Raw genomic sequence first — 14,634 nt, 5'->3', positions numbered from 1 at the left:
CTTGCCAAGACCATCGTCGTTAACCCGCGGAGTCGATCGCGTTTCACACCCGAGTGGGCGAGGCGTGCGGCGTACGGCGTACGCCACGCGCCCCGGGGTCAGGCGCTGAAGCCGGCCACCCGCAGGGCGTGCACCAGGTCCCAGCGGCACTGCTCGGAGACGCCCCCGGCGGACTCCAGCAGGAGGGGGACGAGGGTCTGCGGGTCGGAGGCGGCGCTGCGGGCGGCCTCCTCGGGGGTGCGGACGCCGACGTAGGCGTCGAGCAGGGCGCGGGCCTCTCGGCGGCGCCCCTCGCCGACCAGCCCGAGGACGGCCTGCCCGATCTCCTCGGCCGGGCGGGCGACCCCCTGCCGCAGGATCTGCTCGCCGTCGGCCGTACGCCCCACCGCGACCAGGGCGTCCGACGCGGCGACGAGCCGGTCGGCGGGCAGCGACGCGGCCTCCCAGAGCAGGGTCGTCCAGTCGGCGCTCAGCCCGGCGCCCCGGAGTTCCGCCGCGAGCAGCGGGATCCGGGCGGCGGGCCAGTACGCCAGCTCGACGAGCAGCGCGTGCGCCTCACCGCTGCGGCCCTCTCCCCGCAGACCCACCAGCCGTTCCACCGCCTGGACGGTCTCCCGCCTGGCCACGTCGTCCAACGCCTCACGCTGCGGCTGCGCCCGCCGCTCGCCGCCCGCCGCCCCGGCGAAACGCGCGCCCCTGAGCGTACGGCGGGCGGCGGGGGCGGGCTCGGGCGGCAGCGGCTCGACGGCCGGGGGGACGACGACGGGTGCGCTTTCCTCCTCGGCCATCCCGGCGAACCGCGCACTGCCCCGACGCCGCTTGCGCTGCCTGGGGAGGGAGGCCTTCTCGGCGGCGGGGGTGTCCGGGGCGTCCGGCGCGAGAGCGGGGTCGGTGGCGGCGGGTGCGGGAGGTTCGGGGTGGTCGACGGGCGGGGCGGAGCGCGGCGCGGAGCCGCCCCGGGCGTCGGCAGAAGTCTCCTGGTCGTAGGCGAAAACCATGGAATCGGCCGCCGCCGTGCCGTCGTGGTCCGGCCCGCCGGAGCCCACCCGGGGCTCCATGCCGTACGCAGGGTGCGCGGGGCTGTCGGCGGTCGGGGAGTCGTACGTCGTCGGGGCGCCGTATCCGGCGGCGGGGGGCGCCTGGGGGTCGGGGCCGGGGCGGCGTGTCGACTGGGCGGCCCAGGGCCGGCCCTCCCCCGCCCGGCGGTCCAGCTCGGCCATGCGGTAACGGAGTTCGGCGCAGCGGGCGACGGCGCGCTCGTGGTCGTCGTGGGCCCAGGCGAGGTCGAGGCGGATGGCGTCGGCGTCCTCCCGGCCGGCCGCGGCGGCCAGCCGTCGGCCCAGTTCGGCCTGGCGTTCGGCGGCGTAGCGCTGTTCGCGGAGCATGACGTCGAGGCGGTCACCGAGGGCTTCGCGGCCGCCGGGGCGGGCGTCGTAGGCGGCGAGCGCGGCGGCGTGCAGGGGCCGCACACGGTCGGCCTCCTGGGCGGCGGCCGGGGTGCCGTACTCCGCGGCGAGGTCCTGGAGCAGGGCCTCCACCACGTCCCACGGCGGAACCTCACGCCCGTCGAGACAGGCCTGCATACCATCGGGATCGCGCTGCCAGAACACCGCGCACCATCCGGCGCCCTGGTCGAGGCGCGCCAGCAGTCCGTTCAGGTAGTTCGCGAACTCCCGTACCCGGACCGGGAGTTGATCCAAAGCCATCGCCCAACTCCCGCCCGACCGGAACACTCCGGTCCGTAGAAAACACCAGTCGTGTTACAGCTGGGCTACGACGGGTTTTCAAAGGAGACGTACCGGGAACCTTGCTCGATCTTGACCAGAAAGCACCCACGCCCCTCGAGACCCTCACACAGCCGCCGTCGCACACCACCCCGCCAGTTCGTCCAGGGACAGTCCCAGCGCGCCGGCGAGCGCGGCGACCGTGAAGAACGCCGGTGTCGGAGCGCGGCCGGTCTCGATCTTGCGCAGTGTCTCGGCGGAGATGCCCGCGCTCGCCGCGACCTCCGTCATGCTCCGGCCGCCACGGGCCTCGCGGAGCAGTCGCCCGAGCCGCTCGCCGCGCTCACGCTCTTCCGGGGTCAACGGGGTGCGCACCATGCCACCATTGTAATACCGGTATAGTAATTGGCATGGTGGAACTGAAGACGGACACATCGATCGACGCCATGTACGCGGCGGGCCAGGTCGTGGCCCAGGCCCTGACGGCCGTACGGAAAGCCGCCGACGTGGGGGTTTCCCTGCTGGAGCTGGACGGGGTGGCGCACGACGTGCTGCGCGCGGCCGGTGCGGACTCTCCGTTCCTCGGCTACCGCCCGTCCTTCGCGCCCACCCCCTTCCCGGCGGTGATCTGTGCTTCGGTGAACGACGCGATCGTGCACGGCATCCCGACCGGCTACCGGCTGCGCGACGGCGACCTGGTGTCGATCGACTTCGGCGCGCGCCTGGACGGCTGGGTCGGCGACTCCGCGATCAGCTTCACCGTCGGCACGGCCCGCCCGGCGGACGTCCGTCTGATCGAGACCGCCGAGCGGGCCCTGGCGGCCGGCATCGAGGCGGCGGTCGTCGGCAACCGCATCGGCGACATCGCCCACGCGATCGGCTCGGTGTGCCGCGCGGCCGGCTACGGCGTCCCGGACGGCTTCGGCGGCCACGGCGTGGGCCGCCACATGCACGAGGACCCCCCGGTCCCCAACGAGGGCCGCCCCGGCCGCGGCCTGCGCCTGCGCCGCGGCATGGTCCTCGCGATCGAGCCGATGCTGATCGCGAGCGGCGAGGACGGCTACCACGCGGCTCCGGACGGCTGGACGCTGAAGACGAACGACGGCTCGAGGGCGGCACACACGGAACACACGGTGGCGATCACGGAGGCCGGGCCGAGGGTACTGACCGAACGCCGGTAGGGCAGGTCCCGGGGGCGCGTGGAACCGCCCGGGCGACCCCGCACCACCCGCACACGCGGTACGACACGGAGCACCCAGGACATGCCGCGAACGGCCACCCATGCCATGGTTGTGTAAGCCCCGCAGGGACAGGGCACCCGCGTCCGAACGGTAGTCGATCGAACGGAACGCCATGACCAGCGGCTACACCGGCCCGGAGGGCTACGGCGACCCCTTCGGTGAATTCCTGGCCCGCTTCTTCGGCGGGCCCCGCCCAGGCCCCCGCCAGATCAACATCGGCCAGCTCCTGAGCCAGCCCGCCAGGGAGCTGGTGCGCGGCGCGGCGCAGTACGCCGCCGAACACGGCAGCCGCGACCTGGACACCGAGCACCTGCTGCGCGCGGCCCTCGCGTCGGAGCCGACCCGCAGTCTGCTCAGCCGCGCCGGCGCGGACCCCGACTCGCTGGCGACGGAGATCGACAAACGGTCGGGCCCGGTCCAGCACCCGCCGGGCGAAGCGCCGCCGCCGACCTCGCTGTCGCTGACCCCGGCCGCCAAGCGCGCCCTGCTGGACGCCCACGACCTGGCGAGGTCGCGCGGCGCCGGTTACATCGGCCCGGAGCACGTGCTCAGCGCCCTCGCCTCGAATCCGGACTCCGCTGCCGGGCACATCCTCAACGCGGCCCGGTTCGCGTCGACGGGCCTGCCGTCCGAGGCCCCGGAGACCGCCCAGGGCCGTCCGGAACGCCAGCGGCCCACCGGCACGCCCACCCTGGACAAGTACGGCCGTGATCTCACCGACCTGGCCCGCCAGGGCCGTATCGACCCGGTGATCGGGCGGGACGACGAGATCGAGCAGACCATCGAGGTGCTCTCCCGGCGCGGCAAGAACAACCCGGTGCTGATCGGTGACGCGGGCGTCGGCAAGACCGCCATCGTGGAGGGGCTGGCGCAGCGCATCGCGGACGGTGACGTGCCGGATGTGCTCGACGACCGCCGGGTGGTCGCCCTGGACCTGCCCGGAGTGGTCGCGGGCACCCGCTACCGGGGCGACTTCGAGGAACGCCTCAACACCATCATCGACGAGATCCGTGCCCACTCCGACCGGCTGATCGTGTTCATCGACGAGCTGCACACGGTCGTCGGCGCGGGCGGCGGCGGCGAGGGCGGCTCGATGGACGCGGGCAACATCCTCAAGCCGGCCCTGGCGCGCGGCGAACTGCACATCGTGGGCGCGACGACGCTGGAGGAGTACCGGCGGATCGAGAAGGACGCGGCGCTGGCCCGCCGCTTCCAGCCGATCCTGGTGCCCGAGCCGTCCGTCGCGGACGCGATCGAGATCCTGCGCGGGCTGCGGGACCGCTACGAGGCCCACCACCAGGTCCGTTACACCGACGAGGCGCTCGTCGCGGCCGTGGAGCTGTCGGACCGCTATCTCACCGACCGCCGGCTGCCCGACAAGGCGATCGACCTGATCGACCAGGCCGGGGCCCGGGTACGGCTCGGCGCCCGGACGAAGGGCACGGACGTACGGGCGATGGAGCGCGAGGTCGAGCAGCTGGCCCGGGACAAGGACCAGGCGGCCGCCGACGAACAGTACGAGCAGGCCACGCGGCTGCGGGACCGGATCGTCGAGTTGAAGCAGCGCATCGCGGACCTGGCCGGCGAGGAGACCGCGGACGAGGGCCTGGATCTGGAGGTCACCGCGGAGGCCGTCGCCGAGGTGGTCTCCCGCCAGACGGGCATCCCGGTCGCGAGCCTCACCCAGGAGGAGAGGGACCGGCTGCTGGGTCTGGAGGAGCATCTGCACGAGCGGGTCGTCGGCCAGGAGGAGGCCGTACGGGTCGTCTCGGACGCGGTGCTGCGGTCGCGCGCCGGACTGTCGAGCCCGGACCGGCCGATCGGCAGCTTCCTCTTCCTCGGCCCCACCGGTGTCGGCAAGACCGAACTCGCCCGCGCGCTCGCCGAGACCCTGTTCGGCAGCGAGGAGCGCATGGTCCGGCTGGACATGAGCGAGTACCAGGAGCGGCACACCGTCAGCCGCCTGGTGGGCGCCCCGCCCGGATACGTCGGCCACGAGGAGGCCGGACAGCTGACGGAGGTCGTCCGGCGTCACCCGTACTCCCTCCTCCTGCTCGACGAGGTGGAGAAGGCGCACCCGGACGTCTTCAACATCCTGCTCCAGGTCCTCGACGACGGCCGGCTCACCGACGCTCAGGGCCGTACGGTCGACTTCACCAACACGGTGATCGTGATGACCAGCAACCTCGGGTCGGAGGCGATCACCCGGCGCGGGGCCGGCATCGGCTTCGGGGCGGGCGGCCCGGATGCGGACGAGGAGGCGCGGCGGGAGGCGATCCTGCGTCCGCTGCGGGACCACTTCCGGCCGGAGTTCCTCAATCGCATCGACGAGATCGTCGTCTTCCACCAGCTCACCGGCGACCAACTGCGCCGGATCACCGACCTGTTGCTGGAGAAGACACGGCGGCTGCTGCACGCGCAGGGCATCGGCGTGGAGTTCGCCGACCAGGCCGTGGACTGGCTGGCCGAGCGCGGCTACCAACCCGAGTACGGCGCCCGTCCGTTGCGCCGCACCATCCAGCGCGAGGTCGACAACCAGCTGTCCAGGCTGCTGCTCGACGGGCGGGTCAAGGACGGCGACCGGGTGCGGGTGGAGGTGGAGGACGGACGGCTCGCGTTCCGTACGCGGCCGTCCGTCCCCACCGCCGAGCTGTGAGGGCCCCTTCGTCGAAGGGGACTACCGGGCCGGGTAGACCACTTGGGCCGAGCCGCCGCCGCGCCGTACGGTCTCGGCGGCGGCCAGCCACTTCCCGCCCGGCAGCCGCTGCACGCCCGTCGCCGCGCCGATCTCGGCGTTCAGCTTGAACGAGTGCCCGATGGCCTCCAGCCGGGACCTCAGGCTGTCGCTGCCGGTGTCGTTGTAGAGGGCGGGCTCCAGTTCCGTCTGGGCGGCGTTGCGCTGGCTGGCGCGCGGTGCGGCGATCGCGTCGACGAGCGGCAGGCCCCGGTCGAGGAACTCGGTGAGGGTCTGCAGAACGGTGGTGATGATGGTCGCGCCACCGGGTGAACCGAGCGCCACCACGGGCTTGTCGTGCTGGTCGAGGACGATCGTCGGCGAGATCGAGGACCGCGGCCGCTTGCCCGGGCCCGGCAGGTTCGGGTCGTGCACGGCCGGGTTCGCCGGGGCGAAGGAGAAGTCCGTCAGCTCGTTGTTGAGGATGAAGCCCCGGCCGGGGACGGTGATGCCGCTGCCGCCGGTCTGCTCGATGGTGAGCGTGTAGGCGACGACGTTCCCCCACTTGTCGGCCACCGTCAGATGGGTGGTGTTCTCGCCCTCGTACGTGGTCGGCGCCGCCGTACCGCCGCTGCCGCAGGCGGCCGGGTTCCGCGGGTCGCCGGGCGCCACGGGGCTGGTGAGCACCGCGTCGTCCTTGATGAGGCAGGCGCGCGAGTCGGCGTACTTCTGCGACAGCAGCTGCTTCGTCGGTACGTCCTCGAAGGCGGGGTCGCCGACCCAGCGCCCGCGGTCGGCGAACGCGATCCGGCCGGCCTCGATGAAGTGGTGCAGGTACTGCACCTCGCTCGCCTTGGACAGGTCGGTCTTCTCGAGGATGTTGAGGGCCTCGCCGACGGTCGTGCCGCCGGAGGAGGAGGGCGCGATGGAGTAGACGCCGAGGCCCCGGTACGTCGTCCTCGTGGGCGCCTGGAGCTTGGCACGGTAGGCGGCGAGATCGTTGGCGGACAGCTTGCCGGGGCGGGCCTTCCAGCCGGAGGCCGGGTCCACGGGCGGGTTGTTGACGGTGTCGACGATGTCCTCGCCGAGGTCGCCCTTGTAGATCGCCGAGACGCCCTCGCGGGCCAGCTCCCGGTACGTCCTGGCGAGGTCGGGGTTCTTGAACGTCGAGCCCACGACCGGGAGTCGGCCACCGGGCAGGAAGAGTTTCGCCGTGTCCGGGAAGTAGCGGAAGCGGGTCTCGTTGGCGGCGGTCTGGGAGCGGAAGGTGTCGTCGACCGTGAAGCCGTCACGGGCGATGCGCTCGGCGGGCTTCAGGACCGTGCCGAGCTTCCTGCTGCCCCACTTGCCGAGCGCGGTCGCCCAGGTGGCCGGTGTGCCGGGGGTGCCGACGCTCAGACCGCTGCTGACGGCGTCGGCGAAGGCGAGCGGGGAGCCGTTCTCCAGGAAGAGTCCGGAGTCGGCGGTCAGCGGGGCCGTCTCACGGCCGTCGATCGTGTGCACCGTACGGGACTTGGCGTCGTAGTACACGAAGTAGCCGCCCCCGCCGATGCCGGAGGAGTAGGGCTCGGTGACGCCGAGGGCGGCGGCGGTGGCGACGGCCGCGTCCACGGCGTTGCCGCCCTTCCTCAGCACCTCGATACCGGCGGCGGAGGCGTCCGCGTCGACGCTGGCGACGGCACCGCCGTAGCCGACGGCCACGGGGACCTTCCCAACCACCGTTCTCTCCGCGGCGGGTGGCGCGGCCGCCCCCACCGTGACCACGGCGGCCGAGACCGCCAGGACCGACAGTTTCCGCGCGACAGGGCGACGCATCCATACCTCCAGTCCAGGACCGTCCGCGCAGCGTAACCACATTCGAGGGGCCCTGACAGCCTCCTTCCGGGCACTGTCATACGACTGCCACACCTCGAACACGGGTACGTCGGGGTCGTGCTGGACCGCTAGCATGCCCGCCCATGAACGACGACGTGCGCAACATCGTCCTGGGGGTCGTCGCGGCAGGCGTCAGCGCCGCGCTCGGCTGGGTCACCCGGACCTACCTGTGGCGCCGGAAACTCCGGCGCAAGCAGGCGTTCTTCGGGCTGCCGCAGAACTCGGAGTCCCTGCTCGTCGTCAACCGCGACGCGGGCAGCCCGGACCTCGCGGTGCACCGCTACGACGTGTTCGCGCTGCTGGAACTCGCCGCGCTCATCAAGGAGTGCGGGGCGAACGCCGAGGTGGTCACCCAGGACGCGGCCCGGCAGGGCTTCGGGGAGCGCACGGAGTTCTGTGTCGGAGGCCCGGGATCCAATCGGCGTATGGCGGCCCATATGCAGGCCATGCTGCCCGGGGTGCGGGTGAACACCGACGCCGAACCCGGCCCCGACCGACTGGCGTTCCAGATCGGCGGCGAGCACTACCGCATGGACTCGGGCGTCACCGAGTACGTCCTGCTGGCCCGGCTCACCGCAGGGCGGCGGCGGGACGCACGGCCGGTGTTCCTCTTCTGCGGCCAGCGCGCGATCACCAACCAGGCCGCCGCCCGCTACCTCGCCCGCAACCACGAACGGCTGGCCCGCAAACACGGCACGGGCTCCTTCGTGCTGCTCCTGAAGGTGATCAACTCCCAGGTGTACGGCCCCGATGTGGTCGAACTGGTCGAGGACGTCACGCGAGCGGCCCAGACGCCGCGGCCGGCCACGACCGTCGCCACGTCCACCTGACGTACCGCCGCCCCGGCCAAGGAGAGCGGCACCCTCGTCGCCCGCCTCGACGACGTGGGGCCGCTCGGCCTCGGCGAGCGGCCGACACGGTCGATCCGCTCCGCATCGAGCACGACCCGTCCGGCGCTCGGCTGACCTTCTCCTCACCGGCGGACGACCCGTCGTAGGCGTCAGGTCCCGCTGTGCGAGCAGTGATCTCCGGCCGTCGCCGGGCGGGCAGAGCTCTGTGACTGCCACCCCCTACGGCCGCGAGGCCGATGAACCGCCCATCCTAGTCGCCCCCTTCAGTGCTTGAGAATCTTGGACAGGAAGTCCTTGGCCCGGTCGCTGCTCGGGCTGGTGAAGAACTCCTCGGGGGTGCGGTCCTCGACGATGCGGCCGTCGTCCATGAACACCACGCGGTTGGCGGCGGAGCGTGCGAAGCCCATCTCGTGGGTGACGACGATCATGGTCATGCCGTCCCGGGCGAGTTGCCGCATGACCTCCAGGACCTCGTTGATCATCTCGGGGTCGAGGGCGGAGGTGGGCTCGTCGAAGAGCATCGCCTGGGGTTCCATGGCGAGGGCGCGGGCGATCGCCACGCGCTGCTGCTGGCCGCCGGAGAGCTGGGCGGGGTACTTGTCGGCCTGGTCGGCCACGCCGACCCGGTCGAGGAGGGCGCGCGCCCTGTCCTCGGCCTCCTTCTTGCCGGCCTTGCGGACCTTGAGCTGGCCCAGCGTGACGTTCTCGAGCACGGTCTTGTGCGCGAACAGGTTGAACGACTGGAAGACCATGCCGACGTCGGCACGCAGCCGGGCGAGCGCCTTGCCCTCGTCCGGGAGGGTCCTGCCGTTGAGGAGGATCTCCCCGGACTGGATGGTCTCCAGCCGGTTGATGGCCCTGCACAGCGTCGACTTCCCCGACCCCGAGGGGCCGATGACCACGACCACCTCCCCCCTGCCGACGGCGAGGTTGACGTCCCGCAGAACATGCAGTTCGCCGAAGTACTTGTTGACGTCCCGCAGCTCGATCAATGGATCGACGGCCATCCGCAGCCCTACTCACTCTCAGCTGTGTCGTGGTTGCCGCAAACTATCCAGCCCGGCCCGGAGCCAGGATCCGACACGCACTTTTCGAGCATTAGCCGTATTTACGTCGGGCTTATACCGGGTGCGCGGGAGCCTCAGTTCTCGGCCACCTCGCCGTACAGCTGTGACAGTTCGGGGACCCCGTTCACCACCCACTCCTGTCCGGCGGTCACGACGTCGAACTCCCGGCCCGACGCCAGCCGGACGACGGGCTGCCCGTCCGGCCAGAAGTCCCACACCGCACCGGGCACGGTACGCACGATGACCGTGCCCAGGTAGAACCCGGCGTCGTTGCCGAGCCACGGCAGGATCTCCTCGTCGTCGCGCCAGAGCGGCACCAGTTGGTCGAGCGCCTCCAACGAGGCGGCGGTGTCGTCGAGTCTGATCCCCGCCCGGGCCGCCTGGGAGCGCAGCAGCTCGCACTCGGAGAGGAGTTCGGCGACCCCCTCGGGGTCCGCGGCCAGGACCGCTTCACCGTGCTTCTTGCGCCTGTTGCCCAGGAAAGGGATGTTCATACGTCCAGCGTGTCATTCGCACCGACGTACGCACCACAGGCGCGCGGGCACCCGCTTACGGTCGAATTCGCGGCGCCGGCGCGCATGGCTCGTTGACCGGTCGGGGCCGGCTGCCTAGCGTCGCCAGGCGCTGTTGGTGTGGCGGGTGCGGGAGGAGTCGGTACGTGCGCCGACGTGTCCGAGGGTTTGCCCTGATGCTTGCGCTGTGCGGGCTGCTGCTCAGCCCCGCGCAGGCGGCCACGCCACCGGCCCCGCCGCCACTGGACGCACTGTACGACAATACGGCCGCGGTGGATCTCGACGGCGCGGGCGGGTTCCTGCCGGCGTCGGATCTGGCGGCCGCCGGCTGGCGTCCGGGCCGCACCCTGATCGTGCAGGGGGCCCGGCTGACCTGGCCGCGCCGCCCGCCGGGCGCCCCCGACAACGTCCGCGCCACCGGGCAGACCGTACGGGCCGGCGGGCACGGTGACGCCCTGGCCTTCCTGGTCACGGGCACGGGCGGCCGGGAGGTGGGCGGCGCGGGCAGCGTCACGTACGCCGACGGCTCCCGCTCCCCGTACTGGCTGGCCGCTCCCGACTGGCGCACCGGCCCGCTCGCCACCAAGGCGCTCGCCCTCCCGCACGTCGGCACGCCCCGCGGGCTGCTCGCGGAGGCGGCGCGGCTGTATGTCGTGACGGTGCCTCTGGCGCGGGGGCGCGAGGTCGTCTCGGTACGGCTGCCGGTGGCCCCCCGGCTGCATGTGTTCGCGCTGGCCGTGCGGGAGGCGTCGCCGGGCTGGACGGGGACCTGGGCGGCGGCGACGTCCGGGCAGCCGGCCGTGGGGCCGTGGACCGACCGGACGCTGCGCCTGGTCGTCCACACCTCGGCGGGCGGGCGCCGGCTGAGGCTGCGCTTCGACAACACCTTCGCCTCGGCACCGGTGCGCATCGGGGCGGCGACCGTGGCGCTGCGGGCCCGGGAGGCCGCCGTGGCGGGGACGCCGGTCCCGGTGTCCTTCGGGGGCCTGCGGAGCGTCGAGGTGCCGGCGGGAACGCAGGCGCTCACCGATCCGATGGGCTTTCCGGTACCCGCCGGGGCGGATCTGCTGGTGAGCTTCCATCTGCCGGGCCCGGTGGTCTCGGCACCCCTGCACGGGCTCGCGGTGCAGCGGTCGTACGTCAGCGAGCCGGGTGATCACACGGCTGACGTCGGCGCGACGGCGTACACCGCCACGGTCACCCACTGGCCGCTGCTCACCGGAGTGGACGTGGGCGGCGGGCCCGGGGCGGTGGTGCTGCTCGGGGACTCGATCACCGACGGGGCCGGCTCGACGGTGGACGCCGACCGGCGCTGGCCTGACGCCCTGGCCGGGCGGCTGCGCGGGCAGCACGCCGTGCCCCGCTACGGCGTCCTGAACGCCGGGATCGCCGGCAACCGTGTCGTCACCGACCGCTACCCCGGTGACGGGGTGTCCGCGGTCGTCTCCGGGGTGAGCGCACTGCACCGGCTGGACCGGGACGTGTTCGCGCAGACGGCGGTGCGGACACTCGTCGTGTTCGAGGGCATCAACGACGTGCGGAGCGGGACGACGGCGTTCGAGGTGATCGCCGGGCTGCGGGAGATCACCGGGCGTGCGCGCGAGCGCGGGGTGCGGGTGCTCGGGGCGACGCTGCCGCCCTGCGGCGGCTCCCGGAACTACACGGCGGCCATGGAGGCCGAGCGGGCCGCGGTGAACGCCTGGATCCGGGACGCCGGCGCCTTCGACGCCGTCCTCGACTTCGACCGCGCCCTGCGCGACCCCGCCGCCCCGACCCGCCTGCTGCCCGGCTACGACAGCGGGGACCATCTGCATCCCGGGGACGCCGGGTACGCGGCGCTCGCGGACGCCGTGGACCTCGGGGTGCTGTGAGCTACACGTCCAGGTCGACGACGACCGGCGCGTGGTCCGAGGCGCCCTTGCCCTTGCGCTCCTCGCGGTCGACGTAGGCGTCCTTGACGGCCTTCGCGAACGGCTCGTTGCCGTACACCAGGTCGATGCGCATGCCGCGGTTCTTGGGGAAGCAGAGCTGGCGGTAGTCCCAGTACGTGAACGGGTGCTCGTACTTCAGGGGGCGCGGGACCACGTCGGAGAGGCCGGCCTCGCGCAGGGACGCCAGGGCTGCGCGCTCGGCCGGGGTGACATGGGTGAGCCCCTCGAAGGCCGCCACGTCGTAGACGTCGTCGTCCGTCGGCGCCACGTTGTAGTCGCCGAGGATCGCGAAGGGGCGGCCGCCGGACGCGTCGCCCGCGACGGCCGCCTTCAGGGCCTCGAACCACTGGAGCTTGTAGGCGTAGTGCGGGTGGTCCACCTCCCGTCCGTTCGGCACGTACACCGACCAGACGCGGACCGGGCCGCAGGTCGCCGAGAGCGCGCGGGGCTCGGGAGCGCCGTCGTATCCGGGGTCGCCGGGCAGGCCCTTGACGACGTCCTCGACGCCGACGCGGGAGAGCACCGCCACGCCGTTCCACCGGCCGGTGGCGTGGACCGCCGCCTCGTAGCCCAGCTCGCGCAGCTGGTCGAACGGGAACTGCTCCTCGGCGACCTTGGCCTCCTGGAGGCAGAGCACGTCCGTGCCGCTGCTCTCCAGCCAGGCCAGCAGCCTCGGCAGGCGGGCGGTGATCGAGTTGACGTTCCAGGTCGCGATGCGCATGTCTCACAACCTACCGGGCGCCACCGACACTCACAGGGCCGTGCTCTGCCCGGGCGCCAGCCGCAGGTGCTCCGAGCCGCCGAGGGCGCCGATCTGACGGTCGTAGATCGGGCGGGCGAGGTCGGTGAGGAGGGCGTCGTGGATGTCGTAGGCGCGCTGCGGCTTCACCTCGCGGACGTAGTCGATGACCTCGGAGATCTTGCTCCACGGGGCCATGACCGGGAGCATCAGCGTCTCGACCGTCCGGCCGGGGACGGTGAGGGCGTCACCGGGGTGGAAGACGCGGCCGCCGTCGACGAGGTAGCCGACGTTGGTGATGCGCGCGATGTCCGGGTGGATGACCGCGTGCAGCTCGCCGTGGACCTGCACGTCGAAGCCCGCCGCGGTGAAGGTGTCGCCGTGGCCGACGGTGTGGACGCGGCCCGGGAAGGCGGCGGAGATCTTCTCCGCGACCGAGCGCAGGGTCCAGATCTCGGCGGCCGGGTCGGCCTCCATCGCCGCCCGCAGCCGCCCCTCGTCGAAGTGGTCGGGGTGCTCGTGCGTCACCAGGATCGCGTCGGCGCCGACGGCCGCGTCCTCCTCGCTGAATCCGCCCGGATCGATGACGAGCGTGCGTCCGTCCTTCTCGAGACGGACGCAGGAGTGCGACTTCTTCGTGAGCTTCAAGGACGTCATGGATCCATCCTGCCCGCCGCCGGGGTCGTACCGCTCACTCGGTGGGAGTGGTCTCCTCGCGGATGACCTGCTGCGCCACCCGGAAGGCGCTGTTCGCCGCCGGTACGCCGCAGTAGACCGCCGCCTGGAGCAGCACCTCCTTGATCTCGTCGGGGGTGAGGCCGTTGCGCAGGGCGGCGCGGGTGTGGAAGGCGAGCTCGTCCAGGTGGCCGCCGGCGACCAGCGCGGTGAGCGTGACGCAGGAGCGGGAGCGCCGGTCGAGGCCGGGGCGGTCCCAGATCTCGCCCCAGGCGTAGCGGGTGATGAACTCCTGGAAATCCCCCGAGAAGTCGTCGGCCTGCGACAGCGCGCGGTCCACGTGCGCGTCCCCGAGGACCTCGCGGCGGACCTTCAGGCCGGCGTCGTACGGGTCGGGACGCCCCATGACCTGCTGCGGCTCCACGACGGGGGCGGGCGCGATCTCCGCGATGGGCACCGGCTGCACGGGTGCGGTCACGACGGCCCTGACGGGAATGCCGGGCACGGCCGTCTGTCCGGTGCTGGACTCGTAGGCGGGCTGCCAGGCGGTGGAGAAGTGCCGGACGAGGAGGTCGGTGACGGCCGCGGGCTGCTCGACCGGGACCAGGTGCGAGGCGCCGGGTACGACGGCCAGGCGGGCGTCGGGGATGCCGGCGACCAGGATGCGGGCCTCGGCCGGGCCGGTGACCTGGTCGTCCGAACCGACCAGGACCAGCGTCGGGGCGCCGACCATGCCCAGTTCGGCGCGGACGTCGAACGCGGCGAGCGCCTCGCAGGCCGCGATGTAGCAGCCGGGGTCGGTGGTGCGCACCATCTGCACCGCCCACTCGGTGATCGCGGGCTGTGCGGCCGCGAACCCGCTGGTGAACCAGCGGTCGGGCGAGGTGCGGGCGATGGGGTCCAGCCCGTTCGTACGGACGATCACGCCGCGCTGGCGGAACTCGTCCGCCGTGCCGAACCGCGGTGAGGCGGCGATCAGCGCCAGCGAGGCGACCCGCTCGGGGTGGCGCAGGGCCAGTTCCACACCGACGGCGCCGCCGAACGCGCAGCCCGCGTAGCCGAAGCGCTGCACACCGAGCCCGTCGAGCGTGGCGAGCAGACGCTCGGCGAGGTCGGCGACGGCGCCCGCCGGGTAGGCGGGGGCGCCGCCGTGGCCGGGCAGGTCGTAACGGAAGACCCGCCACTGCTGGGCCAGTTCGGGGACTTGGCGGTCCCACATGTGCCAGGTGGTGCCCAGGGAGGGACCCAGGATCAGGACGGGAGCCTCTTCTGGCCCGTCAAAGCGGTATTGCAGGGTGTTCGACGGTGTCTCACTCACGCCTCAGACCCTCTCACGTATCACGGA

Annotated in this window: 12 protein-coding genes and 1 pseudogene; 5 read left to right on the top strand and 8 right to left on the bottom strand. The window is 72.7% G+C overall.

Annotated features, from left to right (window positions below):
• Positions 1–98 precede the first annotated feature (98 nt).
• Both ACIBVL_RS15935 and ACIBVL_RS15930 read right to left on the bottom strand, forming a co-directional pair.
• Entirely contained in the window at positions 99–1,706 is a 1,608-nt protein-coding gene (locus tag ACIBVL_RS15935; protein WP_399097728.1) for a hypothetical protein, read from the bottom strand.
• Positions 1,707–1,850: 144 nt separating this feature from the next.
• Positions 1,851–2,102, bottom strand: a complete 252-nt coding sequence (locus tag ACIBVL_RS15930; RefSeq protein ID WP_399097727.1) for a helix-turn-helix domain-containing protein — start codon at positions 2,100–2,102, stop codon at positions 1,851–1,853.
• A 32-nt stretch (positions 2,103–2,134) separates the two neighbouring features.
• Here ACIBVL_RS15930 and map point away from each other — a divergent pair, with 32 nt between their 5' ends.
• Both map and ACIBVL_RS15920 read left to right on the top strand, forming a co-directional pair.
• On the top strand, positions 2,135–2,905 hold the full coding sequence (gene map / locus ACIBVL_RS15925; RefSeq protein ID WP_399097726.1) for a type I methionyl aminopeptidase: 771 nt from the start codon (positions 2,135–2,137) through the stop codon (positions 2,903–2,905).
• A gap of 172 nt (positions 2,906–3,077) precedes the next feature.
• A complete protein-coding gene (locus ACIBVL_RS15920; RefSeq protein WP_399097725.1) occupies positions 3,078–5,621 on the top strand; it encodes an ATP-dependent Clp protease ATP-binding subunit in 2,544 nt (847 codons plus the stop codon).
• Positions 5,622–5,642: 21 nt separating this feature from the next.
• On the opposite strand, the gene ggt is transcribed toward ACIBVL_RS15920, so the two are convergent.
• A complete protein-coding gene (ggt, locus tag ACIBVL_RS15915) occupies positions 5,643–7,454 on the bottom strand; it encodes a gamma-glutamyltransferase (RefSeq protein ID WP_399097724.1) in 1,812 nt (603 codons plus the stop codon).
• Positions 7,455–7,597: 143 nt separating this feature from the next.
• Between ggt and ACIBVL_RS15910 the strand changes: the two genes are divergently transcribed.
• Positions 7,598–8,344: a hypothetical protein gene (locus ACIBVL_RS15910; protein WP_399097723.1), complete on the top strand. Its 747-nt coding sequence runs from the start codon at positions 7,598–7,600 to the stop codon at positions 8,342–8,344.
• A gap of 3 nt (positions 8,345–8,347) precedes the next feature.
• Positions 8,348–8,511 (top strand): annotated as a pseudogene (locus ACIBVL_RS15905) (acyl esterase); the annotation flags it as partial.
• Positions 8,512–8,628: 117 nt separating this feature from the next.
• Here ACIBVL_RS15905 and ACIBVL_RS15900 read toward each other — a convergent pair.
• Positions 8,629–9,372 (bottom strand): amino acid ABC transporter ATP-binding protein, encoded by a 744-nt coding sequence (locus ACIBVL_RS15900; RefSeq protein ID WP_399097722.1) that lies wholly within the window; start codon positions 9,370–9,372, stop codon positions 8,629–8,631.
• Positions 9,373–9,506: 134 nt separating this feature from the next.
• Positions 9,507–9,926: a DUF6278 family protein gene (locus tag ACIBVL_RS15895; protein WP_399097721.1), complete on the bottom strand. Its 420-nt coding sequence runs from the start codon at positions 9,924–9,926 to the stop codon at positions 9,507–9,509.
• Between the two features lie 194 nt (positions 9,927–10,120).
• Here ACIBVL_RS15895 and ACIBVL_RS15890 point away from each other — a divergent pair, with 194 nt between their 5' ends.
• Positions 10,121–11,815, top strand: a complete 1,695-nt coding sequence (locus ACIBVL_RS15890) for an SGNH/GDSL hydrolase family protein (protein ID WP_399097933.1) — start codon at positions 10,121–10,123, stop codon at positions 11,813–11,815.
• Position 11,816: 1 nt separating this feature from the next.
• On the opposite strand, the gene ACIBVL_RS15885 is transcribed toward ACIBVL_RS15890, so the two are convergent.
• The 3 genes from ACIBVL_RS15885 to pcaC are packed head-to-tail and all read right to left on the bottom strand — an operon-like array spanning position 11,817 to position 14,607.
• Complete coding sequence (locus ACIBVL_RS15885) at positions 11,817–12,596, bottom strand: exodeoxyribonuclease III (protein ID WP_399097720.1); 780 nt, start codon at positions 12,594–12,596, stop codon at positions 11,817–11,819.
• Between the two features lie 30 nt (positions 12,597–12,626).
• A complete protein-coding gene (locus tag ACIBVL_RS15880; protein WP_399097932.1) occupies positions 12,627–13,262 on the bottom strand; it encodes an MBL fold metallo-hydrolase in 636 nt (211 codons plus the stop codon).
• Positions 13,263–13,305: 43 nt separating this feature from the next.
• Positions 13,306–14,607 carry a 4-carboxymuconolactone decarboxylase gene (gene pcaC / locus ACIBVL_RS15875; RefSeq protein ID WP_399097719.1) on the bottom strand — a complete coding sequence of 434 codons (1,302 nt, stop codon included), beginning with the start codon at positions 14,605–14,607 and terminating at the stop codon, positions 13,306–13,308.
• Positions 14,608–14,634: the final 27 nt, after the last annotated feature.

The sequence above is a fragment of the Streptomyces sp. NPDC049687 genome (genome assembly GCF_044465285.1).
GTDB lineage: Bacteria > Actinomycetota > Actinomycetes > Streptomycetales > Streptomycetaceae > Streptomyces.
This window is presented reverse-complemented; position numbering and strand designations above follow the sequence as displayed.